The sequence below is a fragment of the Paraburkholderia sp. NPDC080076 genome (assembly GCF_050281145.1).
Classification (GTDB): domain Bacteria; phylum Pseudomonadota; class Gammaproteobacteria; order Burkholderiales; family Burkholderiaceae; genus Paraburkholderia.
Window position 1 is genome coordinate 480,294 of record NZ_JBNNWQ010000001.1, and the last position, 17,546, is coordinate 497,839.

Below are 17,546 nucleotides of genomic sequence, written 5' to 3' on the forward strand. Positions count from 1 at the left end.
ACTAATCTGCGTCCGCTCTGTCGATCATATCAGCGCTCCATCCGCCACCCATCGCTTGATAGAGGGTCACGCGTGCTGTAAGGGCATCGGCTCGGAGCTGGACGACACCGAGTTCCGCGGAAAGCAGGTTGCGCTGCGCGTCGAGCTGATCCAGATAGGTCGCATAGCCTTCGCGATAGCGATTGGTGGCGATCCGCAACTGTTCGGACAGGGAATCGCGCTGGGCGATGGCCATCACCAACTGCTCATCCAGGCGCTGCGCGGCGGCCAACGCTTTTTCAACCTCGCTGATCGCGGTGAGGGCGGTCCCCCGATAGGCGAATGCCGCCTGATCGCGCTGCGCACCGGCCTTTTCGGCCAAGGCAGTCAGCTTGCCCCCCTCAAACAGCGGCGCGAGAATGCTTCCGCCCAACGACCAGATGTTGAACGGATATACCTGCTCTGTCCCGAAGGACCGGCCAAGCGAGGCCGCCAGATTGAACTGTGGCAAGAAGTTCTTGCGCGCCGCGGCCAGCGACTTGTCTGCCGCTGCAAGCTGGTATTCCGCTTCGGCGACGTCGGGGCGCCGCCGCAATAACCCGGATGGCAACGTCTGCGGAATGACCGGCTCGGTCAGTGCATCGAGCACCTCGCCGCGTGGGATAGAACCTGGGATATCGTCGGTGAGCACGCTCAGCGAATTTTCAGCGCGCGTAATCGCCAGCTTCGTCTGTGGGATGAGCTGCGCGGTCGAATCGTATTCCGACTGCGCCTGCTGCAATTCCAGTCGAGACGAATAGCCGTTTTCGAATTCCGTTTTTGCCAGACGCAGTGAGTTTGCGCGCGCAGTCAGCGTCGCCTCGGCGATCTTCAACTGTGCATCGAGACTGAGCAGCGTGATATAGCCGCTCGCCGTCGAACTGGCGACGGACAATCGCGTAGCGTCGCGTGCCGCCGCGCTGGCGAGATACGCATTGCGCGCGGCGGCGCGCTGGTCGGCCAACTGGCCGAACAGATCCACTTCCCATGCAGCCTCGATGTCTACCTGTCCGGTGCTTTGCTGGAGCGGCGTACCAAAGGGGCTAACGATACGGGAGCGCCCGGCATTATCGAAGCCGGCGTTGAGCGTGGGCAGCAACGCCGCACGCGCGATCGCTGCGCCTGCGCGCGCCTCGCGTACGCGGCCGACTGCTTTGCCAATATCGGTATTGCCGGCAAGCGCTTCTTCTACCAGCGCGGTCAGTACCGGATCGCCGAATTGCCGCCACCAGTCCTTGTCCAGCGACATCGTCTGCGTTGCACCGCCTTGCCACGCTGGGGGCTCCACGACAGCGGGCACGGCGGCGACTTTGACTGGCGGCCCCGCGCAGGCAAACAGCAGTAGAGCGACGCCAAGGCTAAGGCCGTAACTAAGGACGCCGTGGTTCATCGGTCACCGTCGTGAGTATCGACCGCGGTCTCGACCGACATGCCCGGTCGCAGCCGCCGCGCCAGTTCCTGTCCCGGATCGACGCTGATGCGTATGGCAATGCGCTGCGCCACCTTGACGAAATTGCCGGTTGCGTTGTCGGGCTTGATCGCTGCGAACTCCGATCCCGTTGCCGGGGACATTCTTTCGACGCGGCCATGCAGCTCCGCGTCGCCCAACGCATCGACGCGGAACGTCACGCGCTGACCGGCATGCATGCGATGCGTCTGCGCTTCCTTGTAGTTGGCCACGATCCAGACGGTGTGCGGTACCAGCGACATCAGCTGCGTGCCCGCCGTGACGTAGTCGCCGTTGCGTACACCGATTTCGGAGAGCTGTCCATCGACAGGCGCGCGAATCACGGTGTTCTCCAGATCAACCTGCGCGCTGCGCAGCGCGGCTTCGGCGGAATCGATCGCCGCCTGCAATCCCGCCCGCGCGACAACCACGGTGCGCACATCTTCCGTACCGATGGAGCGGCCCGCGACGGCCTGTTGCAGAGAGGCCCGGGCCGCGAGCAGAGCTGCACGGGTCTGGTCGTACTCGCGTTTCGAAAGCGATCCGTCTTTGACGAGAGCGTCTGCGCGGCGCATGTCGGCTTCGGCGCGCACCAGTTGTGCACGCGCGGCGGCGATGTTCGCGTCCTGGCTGTGCGTCGCCAGTTCGCGCGAGCGCTGCGATTGCGCCGAGTTGGCGAACGCCGCCTGCTGTGCGGCGAGATTGGCCTCGGCTTGCGCGACCCTCGCGGCGTAGATGCGGTCGTCGACGGTCGCGAGAATCTTGCCGGCCTTCACTTCGGCGAAATCGTCGACCGGCACGCTGGTGACATAGCCGCTCACTTGCGAACTGATGGTCGTCACCAGCCCGCGCACATAGGCGTTGTCGGTATCCTCCGAACTGCCGGCGAAAGGCGGCAGACGCCAGGCGCGGAGGACCACGCCAATCGCGCACAGCGCCAGCAGCACGATGACAATGATCGTCACCGGGCTCTTCTTCGGCGGATGCCAGCTGCTCGGCACCGCCGCCGCAGCGGGAGGTGAAGCGGGAGAAGCAGCCGGTTGCGTCTGACTATCGCTCGCGGGTGAATTTTTTTTTGGCTCGTTCATTCCGGGCTCTTTCTGTTGGTTTTTGCCTGCTGTGCTTTCATCGCCTGCTGCTGGAGAAGGATGAGCGGCGAGACTTCGCGACGTCGCCACATCAACCACTGGATTATCAAGTCCCAAACAACGGTCAGGCTTGCCAGCACACCTACCAGCAAGAATACGTCGTTATAGGCCAGAATATTCGCTTCGCGCGACACGCGCAGGGACAGTTGCACAGCCCCCTCGCGAACCTGCGCGGCGACCACTGGATTGCTCATGACGAGAGACTGTACAAGTTCGTTCGAATGAAACCTATCGCGAACCGTCTGGAATGTACCGAGCAAGGTGCTGCCAACTACGCCTCCGACACTCTGACTGATGTTGAACACGACGACGAAGCTCACCAGATAATTCTGGCCACCGGCCAGCACCATTCGCGAAGCGCCGATCACCATCGCTCGCCCCAGGAACAGGAGCGAGGCGAAGCCGACCAACCCCTGGCTGATGTAGAAATTTCCCGGCCTCGACAGATTGGTTGCGCCCGCATCCATGAAGGCTCCGATCGCAATCAACAGGGCCGCCACGGCGATCGGCTTTCCTGGATTGTCGGGCTTGAAAGTCAGCGCACTGACGACGATCCCGGCGACCGATGCCGCGAGGATGATTGAATTGAGCCTGATCATCTGGTCGTTGAGCATGCCGAACAGCGTCAGCAGGCCGACCGATCCAAAGGTTTGCTCGGAGAGGAGGATGCGGATCGCTGCCGCGATCAGCATGACGCGGGAAACTTCGCGGGTGCCCAGCCAGCGCGTATTGAGCAGCGGATTGGTGCGACAGTGCTCGACGATCAGGCCCGCGGCGATCAGGGCCACGCTACCGACGAGGGCCCAGCCCAGCCAGACGCGTTCGGTCCACCATTCGATCCGGCCTTCGGAGAATATCGCCACGAATAGTGCGAGCCCCGGCCCCAGCAGGGTCAGGGTCAGAAAGTCGGCCGGCTCGAATACCTTGCGGCGCTCGCTCGGCGGCAAGGGCAGGGCCATCACGGCGGCCAGCGTCGCCAGCGCCATACCCAGTTCGAACCAGTTGAGCCTGTGCCAGTTGCCCGTCTCCAGCAGCCCGGGCGACAGGACGCGCGCGAGCGGCGTCGCAAGTTGGGGGACGCTGATGCCGATGAGCATCCCGAGCATCCTTTTCGCTGCGGGCATTGACTGCATCAAATAATAAATTCCCATCGACGAGAGGCCGGCTGCGGAGATAGCGCTGACGGCTCGCACGGCGACCGCCGACCAGAATCCCTGCGCAAACACATGCAGCAGGGCGAACACGGTATAGCTGACGAGCAGGGAGGTGACGAAGCGCCGCAAACCGAACTGCTGGCGAAATTTCACCAGGATCAGGTTGGCGGTCGCATAGACCATGAAATAGGCGGCGGTGAGCCAGGTTGCTTCATCGCTGTAAAGGCCGAGCGTCCCTTGCGCGTAATTCAGGTTCACCGACACCAGCCCATTGCCCAGGCCCTGGGTGATCCCGATCAGGCATCCGATCGCGAAATAGGCATAGCGCCTTGCCGCCGGATGGTCGGGATTTGCGGGACTACCCAGTATCGTCGGCCGTTCGTTTGGCTTTAACGGGTAGTCGCGCTCTTCAAAATGGGTAGACAAGCAACTCCCCTAATTTACTGAACGCACACCATCAGTGTCTGGCTGCGCACTGTCAGAAAAGTAGCAGGGGCGCATGGGAAGTACTTCATAGGGACAGTTTTAACACCAATCATGCGGCGATAGACGCAATCAACATCTGGCCGCAGGTCTCCCTGCTGAGCCAGGTACCGGGAGCGCTTGGGTACCTCCGTTCGCGACGTGGCCGGCCGATGGCTGTAGGACACTCGACTACCAAGTCCGCGGCATCACGCGCAGATATCTGTCCCCCGCCATCTTCACGAGCTATCGTGATCCTGGCGATACGTACGAGTATGCACAACTCTACAATTTTGACTTGCACAGTGGTAGCTACTTCATCCTCCAGGAAACCTTCACACCGGACGGCCTGAATCGACTCTCGTACCAGGGGTGCCTTCGGGATTCGAACGAAAATGTATGTCAGCTGCCGGCAACGCCCTTATCGGGAAAACACGAGGACTTCCCGCGAAACGGTGATCAAGACGCCGTCCACGCGCGAACGATAAGCCTTTGATTCCATTGATTGTGCAAGTCGAAGTCGAAGCAAATGCGTTGGTGCCGGACAGTGCACGCCTTTTGCTTCAGGTGCGAATCAGTGTCATCGACAGCCGTCTTCGCCGGGACTTCGAATGGTGATACCCCGGCTTTACCACCAACGACGCAACCCTCCAACTCAGCGCCTGCCCCCACCAAATAGAACGCTCTCGTGTTCGTTCCCCGACCTCTTGTGGGTTTGTAGGGTGGACGCAAGAGCCCACCCTACAGACCAGCACTCTCTGCCAAACTCAGGCCACCACTGAGCGGACCACACGAACTGGCGTGGACTTGTAGGACGGCGTGCCGCTTTCCTTGTCAATGTAGTCGAGCGGCACCAGAACGTTTGCTTCCGGGTAATAAGCGCCCACCGAACCTGGCGCGATGTCGTAGGCGATCGCCGTGATCTTCTCCAGCCGAAGTTGCCGGCCGGGGACGGCCGTCTCGATGTCGACCAGATCTCCATGTTCGAGTCCGCATGCGGCAAGATCGGCCTCGTTCATGAACAGCACGTCACGCCGGCCGAACACACCTCGGTAACGATCGTCCAGTGCATAGATAGTGGTGTTGTACTGGTCGTGGCTGCGTAGCGTCACGAGGCGCAGTATGTCGTCGCCGTCCACGTCCGCGTCTTCCTTCACACCGTGGTACACCGAGAACATCGCCTTGCCGGTCGGCGTCGGGAAAACGCGCTCGGTGGGCGGCAGCGGCATGCGGAACCCGCCCGGCACGCGGATGCGTGCGTTGTAGCTCTCGAAGCCCGGAATTGTCTTTTCGATCAGGTCGCGGATCTTGTCGTAATCGGCGACCAGCTCCATCCAGTTGACCTTGCTGTCCGGGAGCGTCGCATTGGCGATGCCGGCCACAATCGCGGGCTCGGAGCGCAGGAACTCGGACGCGGGCGTGAGCTTGCCGGCCGACGCATGGACCATCGACATCGAATCCTCGACAGTGATCGACTGACCCACGCCGTTCTGCACGTCGAGTTCGGTGCGGCCAATCACCGGCAGAATGTACGTCTCCTTCGCGACCAGCAGGTGCGAGCGGTTGAGCTTGGTGCCGAGATGCACACTCAGATCGAGCGCCTTCATCGCCGGAAAGCACTGGTCCGAATCCGGCAGCGCGACCGCGAAGTTGCCCCCAAGGCACAGCAGCGCCCTCGACTTGCCCGCAATCATCGCCTCCATGGTCGCGACCGCGTCGCGGCCATGCTCCGCAGGTGGCTTGAAGCCGAATACCTCCTCGATCTTCGCGAGGAATTCCGCCGAAGGTTTTTCGGTGATGCCGACCGTGCGGTTTCCTTGCACGTTCGAGTGACCGCGCAGCGGGCAGATACCGCCGCCTTCTCTGCCCATGTTGCCGCGCATCAGCAGCAGGTCGCAGATCAGGCGCACGTTCGCGGTGCCCTTGTTATGCTGCGTGACGCCCATTCCGTAGGTGATGATCGTCGACTTCGCTTGCGCGTACGCGTCGGCGACGTCCTCGAGCTCCTCGCGGGTCAGGCCGCTTTCTGCTTCGATGTCTTGCCAGGAAGTGGCCTCGATATCCGCGACGAGTACATCAAAGCCTTCCGTGTACATGTCGATGAACTCGCGGTCGAGCACGTCGCCGCGCTCGGCGTCGAGTGCGAGTACCGCCTTGATAATGCCCTTGAGCGCGGCCGCGTCGCCGCCAGCTTGCACCTGATGATAGGTTGACGCAATGCGAGTGGAGCCGAACGTCGCCATCTGTAGCATGGACTGCGGATCCTGGAAGCGTTCCAGCGCGCGTTCGCGAAGCGGATTGAACACAATGATCGGGACGCCGCGACGCGAAGCTTCCCACAGCGTGCCCATCATCCGCGGGTGGTTGGTGCCCGGGTTGTGGCCGATCGAGATGATCAGGTCGGTCTTCTCGAAGTCGTCGAGCGACACGGTGCCCTTGCCGATGCCGATCGATTGCGGCAAGCCGACGCTGGTCGGTTCGTGGCACATGTTCGAGCAGTCGGGGAAATTGTTTGTGCCAAATTCCCGTGCGAACAGCTGATAGAGGTATGCGGCCTCGTTCGAGGCCCGGCCGGACGTATAGAAGTCGACCTGGTCGGGCGACAATCCGCGCAGGATTTCACCGATCCGGCCGAACGCCTCCTCCCATTCGACGGCCCGGAACGTGTCCGTAGCACGGTCATAGACTAGCGGATGCGTGAGCCGTCCCATATCCTCCAGTTCAAAATCCGATCGTTCCAGCAGCGATGACACCGTGTTGGTCGCAAAGAACTCTGGGTGCACCCGCTTGGTCGTTGCTTCCCAGGTGACCGCCTTGGCGCCGTTCTCGCAAAACTGGAACGTGGACTTGTGCTCCTTGTCGGGCCATGCGCACCCAGGACAATCAAAACCGTCAGGCTGATTGGTTCGAAGCAACGTGAGCGGCGCGTTGACGGTCTCCATTTGCAGCCGGATGGCTTGCGATGTCGCTTTGAGCGCTCCCCAACCACCAGCTGGATGGCCATACTCCCGGATACCGGGCACTTCGCGTCGATTACTCATGTGTGACTCCATGAACTGCACCAGCAAGCTGGAGACTATCTTATGTGGGGGTTACGCCGCATCGCGGCTTGAGAAGCCAGTTCAAAAAGGCTGCTCCGTACGCCTGAAGATGTTCCAGCAGACGAGGGCGCAGTCGAATTTCGAGATGCTTCGTGAATGTCAGCTCGACGATCGAAGCGAATGCGAAGACGACTGAAGTTGTGGAGCCACGAGTGAGTCCGTTCAACGACCCGTCGGAATTTGCCCAGCCCACTCCAATGTTCAGTGCGGGGCCTTGCGATCACCGGTTTGATGCCGTGGTCGCGCAATTGTCGACGATGCGGATCGGAACGTAACTCTTATCGACATCCAAATTCTAAAGCTCAACTCACTTTACTTCCTTAAAGTCCTCATGTTAGATCCAATGCATCTGAACATATTCAAATTTAATTTGAACAACCAGTCATCATTTACTTGGCGTTACGTCCCTCGGAATGCTAAATCATAGAATATTATTCATCGGCATCGATCATCTCCAGTCGCGATCCAATCTGCCGTCTCATAGAGTTGCAACGGAGCCGGTTATGTGACTGATTGTCCATCCAAGTACGTGTAACGAACAAGTTAAGTGATGTGAAACGATGCTATTTCTTGCTACGAGTGGTGAGCCGATGTTTAACTCGCCGCAGAAGACCCATTACCCAACGTCAACGGGTGTGTGCCCATCTTCAGATGGTCAAGCATAATTCTGCCTCGCCATGATATTTACGATTCTTACGCGCTTGCGGAAACATGGTCGCAAGTCTACGCTGATAACTCCTACCGCCCATCACAACCAACTCGGTTGCGCGGTTCATCAACGATGGCTCACAGCCAATCCATTGGAGTTACGAAATGCCTCTCGTCCGAGTCGATCTGTCCAAAGATGCGTCGCAGGAAGTGGTTCGCGCGGTCAGCGATACCGTCTATGAAGCAATGGTCAATGTCGCAAACGTGCCGAAAAATGACAAGTTCCAAGTCATCTCGCGTCACTCGTCGGATGAACTTCTGTACCCGACGGAAGGCTACCTGGGAGTCTCTTATTCACCTGGCATCGTCTTCATCCAGGTAACTTGGAACTCTGGCCGAACCGTCGACGTGAAAAAGGCCTTTTACAAGGCAATTGTCGACGGTATTCACGCGAAAGCGGGAGTACGCAAAGAAGACATCGTGATCAATCTGGTCGATGTCGCCCGGGAAGATTGGTCGTTTGGAACCGGTGAGATGCAATACGCTCCGAAGGAGTAGATTTCTGCCGCCAACGAAGACAACGGTGGGACTGGCGACCGCCTTCACTAAAAGCCAAGACGTTACTGATGGCGCACCCTTAGCTTGAACGTGCGCCAATCCGCAAGTGCGGATTATCCCCGCGGAGGAAGCGGTTGCCCGGGGTTGTGTCGCGATAAGGTCGGCAAGGCGGGAAAGCCGCGCCGTGGTAAGGATTCCTTACATGGACAATGGATAGAACCGCCCCCGGCGGCAGTTCCCGCGACGCCATCAGCTTTCATCTGCCCTTTCCTGATCATATGCATCGTTTCGATGCCTGACAGGATGATGCGGGCACGGGGAAAATCCTTGAAACCCATCATTGGCCTGGTTCGGCGTTTAATGGCCCGACGGTCCCGCTCGCCGATGTTGCCGAATACTTGACTTGCAGGACCTTGACGGGAGTTTCCCGTTCAGTGTTGATGCCCTGGAGGGCCGCCTGATTGGCCCCGCTTTTGTCCATGGTAACGGTCTCGGGCGCGCCGTTCTGAGCGATGGCTTTCTCGAAGTAGCGGCGCGCAGCAGCTTTGTCACGATGGGCCCGAAGCAGAAAATCGACGGTGGTGCCACGCTTTCAGCGCGCAGGTCAACCGCTGCTGTCGCAACGCTAGATGACACGTGCTAGCGTTCATGCCGGCACTTCGCCCATCCCACTCGATAGCATCTGAGCGCTCTATAGTGTGGAAAATTTTAGCTTCTCAACTCTTGGCAACAAATAACATACCCAGTTAGATATACATAATTATCATCACGATAAGATGACGTAACGTTCAAATGAAGTTTCCGTGGAGGCGCCTTCTCCGGCAGTTTCTCTCCGAAATTTAACACGCCCATTCGAGATGAGCGCGCGCCGGAAAAGTCGGGAGCGCGCAGAGGACGAACCTTAGTGCCCGGAGAGATAGTCATGATCAAATTTGCCAATCGGCGGAGCTCTTTCAAGTAGCCAAAGCGTTTGAAACGAAGGATGAATGCGGAGGTTTGGGCTGAGGTGGCAGCGCGGTTTATTGCCGCTCCGACGTCGCTTTCGCTATGGATTGCACTGGTTGGTCTTACGGTTGTCAACTGAATTGCGGAAATTCAGTGACTGTTTGGCTGGATTTACGCAGTCTCCGTTAGCTACGATGGTCGGAAAACCGAGGATTGGGCGCCGATGCTCTTACACGACCAGTCAAAAAAGAGAGAGGGGCATGAAACCGGGCGAGCAACATTCAGTGATATAAAATACTAAGGATAACATAGCAATGCGTAGATATAAAATTGCGACGATCGTCGGTAGCAATCGTCGAGAATCGATCAATCGCAGATTGGCTCAAGCTCTCATCCGCCTCGGGGAAAGCGAGAAGTTCGAGTTTGAGTTCATTCGAATCGATGATCTCCCTATGTATAACTCTGACCTCGATACTGCGCCAGCCGCCGTCGTTCGCTTTGTCAATGGGGTCGATGCGGCCGACGCCGCTCTGTTTGTCACACCCGAGCACAATCGTTCAATCCCGGCGGTGCTGAAGAACGCGCTCGATTGGGGCTCTAAACCAATCGAGCGAAACGTCTGGAAAGGTAAGCCCGTTGCCATCACCGGAACTTCTCCCGGTGCGCTCGGCACGGCGGTCGGCCAACAACATCTGCGCCAGATCCTCGGAATTCTCGGGAGCCTGGTAATGGGTGGTGAAGCATATATTTCCTTCCGACCAGATCTCATCGGTTCCGATAACAATATTTCGAATGAAGGAACCCGTGAATTTCTCAGACAATATCTTGCAGAATTCCTGTCACTCGTGACCACCCTGCTACCAGCAGCGGAATAGGCAGAAACGCCAACTCATATGGAGTTGATGTGGTGAAGATTAGTCAGAGTCGGTGAAGGTCGACGCGCGCGTTGGCGTACTTGTTGGAGATGGAATTGTCGGTCAAAGGGCAGCGGCGGTCCGCTCTCTCCCGATCGTTGCTGGTGGTCGCGAGGCTTTAGCCGAGCAGGCGACGGGTAAAAATCTTCCTGTACAGTGCATTTAATTAGGTATTCGAATCAAAATGCAATCGACATGAAGATTCGCTACCTACCTTTCGACCTTTGTATACAAATGGGTGACGAGGTCCTCAACCATCACGCACACGGCATCGTCAGTCATACAGGCCATTTAGATAGGATATCAAATGGAACTCGAAGCGGGAAGAGTAGCAACTGGATGCGATGGGACAACGAAGGTTGTCGCGAGATCAACCGCAGACCCGAAGCGGTGGAAGGAATTTCTGATTACGGTTGCGGGAGCGTAGCTGCTCAGCTGGACTCGGCTTATGGTCACCGACATTGTCTGTATTGGTTTGCGCTCAGGGCTCTGGGCCCGTAGAGGTCTGAGAGCTAGCGCCACCAGCTGGACCCGTGTCCAGAATTCGTAACTAGACAACGAACAGGTTTGCAGAGCGCGATTCGGGATAGCGGTCCCTTCCGCTGTTTTTCGAAAGAGTTTCTTCTTACTTGAGAGGCATGCCAATATGGAACAAGTCGACCCGTGGAGCCAAGTAGTCTCGCTTTTGTCGCGTCTCTCTAGCGGCGGCGATATCACCGGTGGAGAGACATGGCGTGCCCCCTGCAGGCGCGGCGCACGCGCCGGGCGGGTAGGGAAGCGGGGCAGGGTGCTTAAGGCTATGCCGGTCCCGGTGCCCCACAACAAGATTACGGCGATAGAGAGGCAGAGCGATACATATGTTCTGATTTCATGGTGTGATCCTACGATGTGTCACTACGTCGACCAGGTCTGGAGCCGGTTCACGGCCCGCTGCAGCGGGCACTGCGCTTTGACCGGCCAGCGGATCGAGAGAGGGGACCAGGTCTTCAAGCCGCGGTCGCGAGGTCGACTTCGGCCAGCCAACTGTGACGAGATGATCCTCGCTACTGCGCTTGCGAGAGCAGACTGACCCATCTGCGTCATGTGTGAGCCTAGCTGGAGACTAGTAGGTATGGGGACCTGTTCGGCAAACGGTCGAGCTAGGCTGGTTGGATTGACACCCAATCGTCTTACGCCGACATGGCTACGCATGAAGCCCGTTCTCGAGCCGCGATGGCCTAGCCGTCGCGGCGTAAGCTTCTGCTGCGCGGTGGCCTTGAAACGGCACGACGTATCTATGGCTTCGTCAAGCCCAAAGGTTTTGTCGCACCAAGGCGCTGGCTTAGAATTTACGTTCGATCAACAGTGACGAACAAGATGCCCAAGACGAAGGATGCGCTGCGCAAGCCGCTGCGTGCTGGGATTGGCAAGGCGCTCAAGGGGCTTCATTATCCGCTGGATGGCATCGTTCTGCGCGTGCGCCCTGAGCCTGTTGTGCTGAGGGTGCGGAGATGTCGTCCATGATCTCGGTGACATGCCGTACGGCGACCAGTACCCGCTCGGTCCGGCAGGTCAAGTACCTAAACAACCTCGTCGAACAGGATCATCGTGCCATCAAGCGCATCATTCTTCGGGATGAGTTGGGCTTCGAGATGAACACACACCTGTTGGCGTTGGGTAATGGGTCTTCTGCCGTGAGTTAAGCACCGACTCACTACTCGCACCAAGAAATGGCATTGTTTCGCATCGTTTAACTTGTTCGTTTCACGTACTTAGCTGGACAATCATCTACATAACTAGCTTCGACGCCGTGCTCGTCGACTGCACGCCGCAGCAAGTACGGTTCGCCACGCAGCGTGACGAACATCTCGTCGAGGTGCCACGTGCTATCCGGCTTGCGTTGCGCCGTTTCACCCGATGGGCAAAGCCCGCGCCGAACTTCGCGCACCAGTGGCGAATCGTCTCAGAGCTGACCGTCACTCCGCGCACGAACAGCAACTCCTCGATGTCGCGCAGGTCGAGCCGGAGCCGGAAGTACCAACGCACGGCATGACTGATGACCGTCGCCGGGAACCGGTGGCCGTGATAAAGCGATTTCGTTCTCGTCATCGCATCATGCTACGCGAACACCCAACGTGACAGCGCGATATTGATTGATGGATGTTTTGAAGCCCAGATCGAGAGGCACTATGGATTACAATGGTTTGGACCTCAACCTGTTGGTCTATCTCCACGCGTTGTTGACCGAGCGGCACGTGACTCGTGCGGCCGAAAAGATTGGCATCAGTCAGCCGGCCATGAGTGCGTCGTTGGCACGCTTACGCACGTTGCTTGGAAACCAGCTTCTCGTTCGATCTCCAAGCGGACTGGCGCTGACGTCTCGCGCTGAGACGCTGCTTGATCGGCTTGACGAAGTCATGAGACTGGTTTCGGAGATGATGGCATTGCCCTCCGAATTTGAACCGGAGACGAGCAGAAGAACATTCACGCTCATCGGAACGGACTTCGTCGAATGGATGCTGCTGCCGCCTTTGATGGCCGTATTGAACTCTGAGGCGTCTGGCGTCCAGATCGCTTTCAACGCACCGGATCCAAAAGTTATTGAGCCCTCGTTGGCCACCGGCGCACTCGACCTTGCCATTGGTTACCTCGCCGAGCCTCCAGCCAGCCTTGTGCGGCTCCGGCTCTTCGAGGAGCCGCTGGTGTGCATTGCTAGAGAAGGGCACCCCGCCCTTGCTGAGGGAATGTCGCTTGAAGCCTTTGTTGAACTGCCACATGTTCAGGCTCTGATGCGGGACGGTAAGATGTATGTCGACGCGGTAGACGCGGCTGTCGCAAGGCATGGCTTGGCGCGGCGGGTCGCGATCTGGGAGCCAGGCTTCCTCGCGATCCCTTCGGTGGTGGCCCGCACGGACCTGATCGGAACGGTTCCGAAACGCCTCGGAGAGGAAGCCGCCAGAGCTCTACGCCTTACCGTGCACGAATTGCCGGTCTCCGTACCAGCCTTGGACTTTGCAATGTACTGGCATGAACGCAGCCGCGACGATGCTGGCCACCGATGGCTAAGACAAAAGATTCAGTCGGTTTTCAGAGAGACTGCGGCGCAAAGCGGGCGTGATATGCGATAGCCTGCATCTTACTTCGCCGCTGCGTTTGCAACTACTTGCTGTTTAGTCAAGTTACTCCGGCCCGGTGGACCGGGTTTTGTAAACCGAGCGATTATTCCGACATCGCTGGCCGCAAAAGAAGGCTCCTCAGACAAGAGTGGTCCAAACGGATCTATAAGCTTGTCATTCAACGGCGTGCACAATGTTTGCAGCGAGAAATAGCTTCGTTTCACATCACTTAACTTGTTCGTTCCACGCACTTGGCTGGACAATCATCCACATAAACGGCTCCGTTGCAACTGGTCCAGATACTCTGGGAGCAGCCGGTCAGCGTCCCGTTGCTATTCGCACAGGCTATCGAGTGTGAATTTCAGGTGATCAATAGCGTTCTACGACATGGATCTTCCGGCATACAGGCCGACAGCTGCGTCGACATACATGACAAAGGTTTCAAGCGACATTCCCTCAGGAAGGGCAGGGTGCCCTTCTCTAGCAATGCACACCAGCGGCTCCTCGAGGAGCCGGAGCCGCACAAGGCTGGCTGGGCTTCAAAACATCCATCAATCAATATAGCTGACAACCGATAAAGTGACGCCCCCAGTCGCTGCGTGCAGAGTTCATCATTCACGACGTCGATGCCAACCATCAATCCCACATTATTGCCGTTTCCCGACTACAGGCCGTAGCATATTCCTTGATTGGCAATTACTTAAACCGGAACAGCTTATCTCCAACAGGTCCGCGAACTTCACCCTGAGTTCGGCATTGGCATAAACAAGGTGACCTGGTTCGCCTTGATGAGGAGGTCGCCCGATCGGTACTCGAACACCAGGATTGACAATGACTACTGAAACGCTCAGCAATACACAGTCCGATACTCCGCTTCGCCGGTTCCAGGATCAATATCCAGCGAGAAAGGTTGAGACCGAGGGGGGGGCTTGGTCCTTTCGCGACACAGATCCTGGCAGCAAACGGACGCCTATCGTGATGCTTCCGGGTGCCGGTGGAACCGGTGACGTGTTCTACCGAGCCGTTGAGGGTATTCGAACGTCGCGACGCGTGGTCACCGTTGCCTATCCTGCTCTGCCCGACGTCGAAGCGCTCACGTTCGGACTGGGGAGCGCGTTATCTCATATGGGCATTGGCGACCTGGATGTCTGCGGTAGTTCTGTGGGCGGCTATCTCGCTCAGCTTTTCGTACATAAGACACCCGAGCGGGTTCGACGCTGCATGGTCTGCAACAGCTTCCTCAACGGCACATTTCTACGGAACAAGATATCGTACGATAAGCTCCTCAATACTCCCGCGTGGGAGCATTTGCAGAACACGCTGAGGCAGTTGGGAGGACTGCGCGAGGAAACGATCGAGGAGGCGGATTTCAAGAGAACTATGCTCGCCCTCGTAGGACGCGAGCAGACAGCGGAGATGGCCAAGGCTACCCTGCTGGCCGCGTTGGGAGCAACCCAAGTCGGACTGATGCCATTGCTCCCGTCACACGTTGCCATTCTTGACACCGAAGACGATCCCGTCGTCGACGAATCGACCCGCATCGTTGTTCGCGAACGTTACGCCAGCAGTCCGCAGTATCGGTTGCGCACTGGAGGACATTATCCGGGCCTGCTTAATCCAACGGCTTTCACGCAGGCTCTACGAGCACATTTCGCAGAAGAGCACCCGTAATCTGAGGCTGCGACTTCGGAAACCTCCTTTGGACGACGGATGGCAGCACTCCGCGCTGCCTTTTTGCGGAGGCCATCAGAGACACGTACTCCTCGAACCGCTTCGCAGAGGTTTCCATCGCTCTCATCTGGGATGCGCCCACTATGAGAAAGGACTTGCCGTCGCCAATGGCGGTTACCTGCTGCCCCGTTCCCGGTTCATTGGCGTGGGTCTGCCAGCGAATCGGACCACTTCGGATATCGTGAGCGTCACGAACAACCGACTGGCCGAGAACCAGACGTCATGCAAGGCGAGACAACAAAGAAAGTATCCGCAAGTGGCGGAGCCATGTTCGACGGCGCGCTCCGCTCTTGATGAGTTGCTTCTCGCAATCGTCGATCGGCGTCCGTCGCGCAAGACAGCCTATGTGTGACGGGCGAACGAGGCTCTCTATGTGCACGATTGTCATCCAGCCGGCGAGATCATGTAGCCCCATCGTGGCGACATCTATGCACGTTGAGCTGCCAACCAACCGGCGCGCGAACTCGCACGACCCGATCAAAATCACTCAACTTAGTTTCTGACGTTGAACGTCTTCCGCGCCATACCAGAGAAATCGGTTTTCTCGCGGACGCACAAGGCGGAAGAGGCGATAGCTATTCTAGATGGAGCCGAAACAATGAATGCTGCGATTGATAAGCCGTTAGCCCCAAAAGCGGAGGGTAGCCTTTTGGTTCTGTTGACACTGGCAATCGGTTTCGTGATGGCGATGATCGATGTAACCGCAGTCAACGTCGCTCTGCCCGACATCTCTCGTAACCTGTCCGTCCCATTGATTGGATTGGTGTGGGTGATCGATGGTTACACCCTAACCTTCGCCGCTCTGCTGCTGGCTGGAGGCGCTCTAGCTGACCGCTTCGGACCAAAAGTTGTCTATCAGGCGGGACTGACGTTCTTTTTGATAAGTTCAGCTTTATGCGGAACCGCGCCGAGTGGCCTTGTTCTTATCAGCGCACGCTTGCTACAGGGTGTTGGTGCGGCGATGTTCATGCCGAGCTCGCTCAGCTTACTCACCCATACGTTTGAGGATGAACGAACGCGTGTAAAAATGTTTGCTATCTGGTCCGCAATGGTCGGTGTGTCAACGGCTGTCGGGCCGCTGATCGGCGGCGTGCTGATCCATCAATTCGGCTGGCGAAGCGTATTCTTGATCAACCTGCCGATTGGCGTGCTCGGTGTCGCAATGACTCAACTCTTCGTCACTCCCACGCCCAAGCACGAACGTCCGCTCTCGCTGATCAGCCACGTGCTCGGCGTGCTCATGCTGGGCGCTTTGAGTTTCTTCTTGATCGAAGGGCCGAACCTTGGCTGGCTTTCTGGGCCCGAGATGTTCGCCGCGACTACTACCGTTTTGACAACGATAGCGCTTACGCAGCAGCAACGTAAGGGTGCCCATCCGCTGTTGCCGCGCGCATTGTTCGTGACCTCCAGCTTTACCGCAATCAATATCATTGGCTTCCTTTTCAACTTTGGCATGTTCGGGTTGATTTTCCTGTTGAGCCTGTATCTACAGCAGGAGCGCGGGGCGGACGCTTTGAAGGCTGGAATCCAGCTCCTGCCCATGATGGTCGGAATTACAGTGGGAAACCTTTGCTCTGCCCGTTTTTCAAATCGTTTCGGAATGCAAAATGTTATACTAACTTGCTCTGGGTGCGCGGCGCTAATGACACTGATAGTGACGGTTGCTCAACTGTACATGCCGTATCCACTGCTGATGCTGTGTGTGACTATCATGTCACTGTTTGTTGCTGTTGCTATACCGGCCATGACTACTCTGGCGATGCAGCTTGCCGGACGCGCCTATGCGAGCAGCGCCGCAGCGGCCCTCAACGCAAACCGTCAAATCGGCGGTTTGGTGGGAGTGGCATTAATGGGGATCATTCTCCATACGGTGCAGGACTGGACCGTTCGGTTGTCGCTGGCGTTTGCGACTTTCGCAGTGGCTTTTGGTACGGTCAGTTTTCTAGTCTACCGCTTTGTAAGCGTGTCAAAACCCACTTTGTTCGACGGAGCCTGACCCTCTCGGCGGCGCTTGGTGATTGGAAATCGTTTACCTGTATCTATGACATTGACGACAATTGGCAACATTGCGTCAAAGTCGAAATATCTTGCCGCCGGATCTGGACTTACGCTCGCCAATCTGCTTGGTCGGCCGCGACGCATGTCCGCTGAGGACGTCGGTGGTGGACCCGGGTACATCGAATTCTTAGAGGCTTTAACCGACTGGTCTCGTGAAGACCATGAGCAACTGCTCGAATCGTGTGGAGGCGGCTTCGATCCCGATGCGTTTGATCTCGCTGCCGTCAACGAACGACTATCGGATGAGTTCTGAACGGTCGGCGCAGC

The 17,546-nt window shown here is 57.8% G+C and carries 12 protein-coding genes and 4 pseudogenes; 9 read left to right on the forward strand and 7 right to left on the reverse strand.

Going from position 1 to position 17,546, the window contains the following annotated elements:
- Position 1: 1 nt before the first annotated feature.
- From ACQKRQ_RS02200 to ACQKRQ_RS02220, 5 genes and pseudogenes are all read right to left on the reverse strand, one after another.
- Positions 2-1,408: an efflux transporter outer membrane subunit gene (locus ACQKRQ_RS02200; RefSeq protein ID WP_427474865.1), complete on the reverse strand. Its 1,407-nt coding sequence runs from the start codon at positions 1,406-1,408 to the stop codon at positions 2-4.
- Entirely contained in the window at positions 1,405-2,553 is a 1,149-nt protein-coding gene (locus tag ACQKRQ_RS02205; RefSeq protein WP_427474866.1) for an HlyD family secretion protein, read from the reverse strand. Before ACQKRQ_RS02205 ends, ACQKRQ_RS02200 begins: the two co-directional genes overlap by 4 nt.
- Positions 2,550-4,193 (reverse strand): MFS transporter, encoded by a 1,644-nt coding sequence (locus tag ACQKRQ_RS02210; protein ID WP_427474867.1) that lies wholly within the window; start codon positions 4,191-4,193, stop codon positions 2,550-2,552. The genes ACQKRQ_RS02205 and ACQKRQ_RS02210 overlap by 4 nt, the downstream gene beginning before the upstream one ends.
- A gap of 803 nt (positions 4,194-4,996) precedes the next feature.
- A complete protein-coding gene (locus ACQKRQ_RS02215) occupies positions 4,997-7,270 on the reverse strand; it encodes an FdhF/YdeP family oxidoreductase (protein ID WP_427474868.1) in 2,274 nt (757 codons plus the stop codon).
- Positions 7,271-7,351: 81 nt separating this feature from the next.
- Positions 7,352-7,599: pseudogene (locus ACQKRQ_RS02220) on the reverse strand (IS5/IS1182 family transposase); the annotation flags it as partial.
- Positions 7,600-8,143: 544 nt separating this feature from the next.
- On the opposite strand from ACQKRQ_RS02220, the gene ACQKRQ_RS02225 reads away from it, so the two are divergent.
- Positions 8,144-8,536, forward strand: a complete 393-nt coding sequence (locus tag ACQKRQ_RS02225; protein ID WP_427474869.1) for a tautomerase family protein — start codon at positions 8,144-8,146, stop codon at positions 8,534-8,536.
- 198 nt (positions 8,537-8,734) lie between these two features.
- Here ACQKRQ_RS02225 and ACQKRQ_RS02230 read toward each other — a convergent pair.
- Positions 8,735-9,128 (reverse strand): annotated as a pseudogene (locus tag ACQKRQ_RS02230) (DDE-type integrase/transposase/recombinase); the annotation flags it as partial.
- A 667-nt stretch (positions 9,129-9,795) separates the two neighbouring features.
- On the opposite strand from ACQKRQ_RS02230, the gene ACQKRQ_RS02235 reads away from it, so the two are divergent.
- From ACQKRQ_RS02235 to ACQKRQ_RS02250, 4 genes and pseudogenes are all read left to right on the forward strand, one after another.
- Positions 9,796-10,356 carry an NADPH-dependent FMN reductase gene (locus ACQKRQ_RS02235; protein WP_427474870.1) on the forward strand — a complete coding sequence of 187 codons (561 nt, stop codon included), beginning with the start codon at positions 9,796-9,798 and terminating at the stop codon, positions 10,354-10,356.
- An 838-nt stretch (positions 10,357-11,194) separates the two neighbouring features.
- Positions 11,195-11,464, forward strand: a complete 270-nt coding sequence (locus tag ACQKRQ_RS02240; protein WP_427476051.1) for a DUF3331 domain-containing protein — start codon at positions 11,195-11,197, stop codon at positions 11,462-11,464.
- 287 nt (positions 11,465-11,751) lie between these two features.
- Positions 11,752-11,898: a hypothetical protein gene (locus ACQKRQ_RS02245; RefSeq protein WP_427474871.1), complete on the forward strand. Its 147-nt coding sequence runs from the start codon at positions 11,752-11,754 to the stop codon at positions 11,896-11,898.
- A 38-nt stretch (positions 11,899-11,936) separates the two neighbouring features.
- A pseudogene (locus tag ACQKRQ_RS02250) lies at positions 11,937-12,026 on the forward strand (IS6 family transposase); the annotation flags it as partial.
- A gap of 149 nt (positions 12,027-12,175) precedes the next feature.
- On the opposite strand, the pseudogene ACQKRQ_RS02255 reads toward ACQKRQ_RS02250, so the two are convergent.
- Positions 12,176-12,483 (reverse strand): annotated as a pseudogene (locus ACQKRQ_RS02255) (IS6 family transposase); the annotation flags it as partial.
- A gap of 80 nt (positions 12,484-12,563) precedes the next feature.
- On the opposite strand from ACQKRQ_RS02255, the gene ACQKRQ_RS02260 reads away from it, so the two are divergent.
- The 4 genes from ACQKRQ_RS02260 to ACQKRQ_RS02275 all read left to right on the forward strand — a co-directional run bounded on the left by ACQKRQ_RS02260 (position 12,564) and on the right by ACQKRQ_RS02275 (position 17,532).
- Positions 12,564-13,502 (forward strand): LysR family transcriptional regulator, encoded by a 939-nt coding sequence (locus tag ACQKRQ_RS02260; protein ID WP_427474872.1) that lies wholly within the window; start codon positions 12,564-12,566, stop codon positions 13,500-13,502.
- An 819-nt stretch (positions 13,503-14,321) separates the two neighbouring features.
- Positions 14,322-15,161 (forward strand): alpha/beta fold hydrolase, encoded by an 840-nt coding sequence (locus ACQKRQ_RS02265; protein WP_427474873.1) that lies wholly within the window; start codon positions 14,322-14,324, stop codon positions 15,159-15,161.
- Positions 15,162-15,819: 658 nt separating this feature from the next.
- Positions 15,820-17,217, forward strand: a complete 1,398-nt coding sequence (locus ACQKRQ_RS02270) for an MFS transporter (RefSeq protein WP_427474874.1) — start codon at positions 15,820-15,822, stop codon at positions 17,215-17,217.
- Positions 17,218-17,262: 45 nt separating this feature from the next.
- A complete protein-coding gene (locus ACQKRQ_RS02275; protein WP_427474875.1) occupies positions 17,263-17,532 on the forward strand; it encodes an IS1096 element passenger TnpR family protein in 270 nt (89 codons plus the stop codon).
- The last annotated feature ends 14 nt before the right edge of the window (positions 17,533-17,546 follow it).

Bases quoted from the DNA above. Each gene is read 5' to 3' on its own strand.
- ACQKRQ_RS02200 (WP_427474865.1), bottom strand. From the start codon at position 1,408: ATGAACCACGGCGTCCTTAGTTACGGCCTTAGCCTTGGCGTCGCTCTA.
- ACQKRQ_RS02205 (WP_427474866.1), bottom strand. From the start codon at position 2,553: ATGAACGAGCCAAAAAAAAATTCACCCGCGAGCGATAGTCAGACGCAA.
- ACQKRQ_RS02215 (WP_427474868.1), bottom strand. From the start codon at position 7,270: ATGAGTAATCGACGCGAAGTGCCCGGTATCCGGGAGTATGGCCATCCA.
- ACQKRQ_RS02225 (WP_427474869.1), top strand. From the start codon at position 8,144: ATGCCTCTCGTCCGAGTCGATCTGTCCAAAGATGCGTCGCAGGAAGTG.
- ACQKRQ_RS02235 (WP_427474870.1), top strand. From the start codon at position 9,796: ATGCGTAGATATAAAATTGCGACGATCGTCGGTAGCAATCGTCGAGAA.
- ACQKRQ_RS02240 (WP_427476051.1), top strand. From the start codon at position 11,195: ATGCCGGTCCCGGTGCCCCACAACAAGATTACGGCGATAGAGAGGCAG.
- ACQKRQ_RS02245 (WP_427474871.1), top strand. From the start codon at position 11,752: ATGCCCAAGACGAAGGATGCGCTGCGCAAGCCGCTGCGTGCTGGGATT.
- ACQKRQ_RS02260 (WP_427474872.1), top strand. From the start codon at position 12,564: ATGGATTACAATGGTTTGGACCTCAACCTGTTGGTCTATCTCCACGCG.
- ACQKRQ_RS02265 (WP_427474873.1), top strand. From the start codon at position 14,322: ATGACTACTGAAACGCTCAGCAATACACAGTCCGATACTCCGCTTCGC.
- ACQKRQ_RS02270 (WP_427474874.1), top strand. From the start codon at position 15,820: ATGAATGCTGCGATTGATAAGCCGTTAGCCCCAAAAGCGGAGGGTAGC.
- ACQKRQ_RS02275 (WP_427474875.1), top strand. From the start codon at position 17,263: ATGACATTGACGACAATTGGCAACATTGCGTCAAAGTCGAAATATCTT.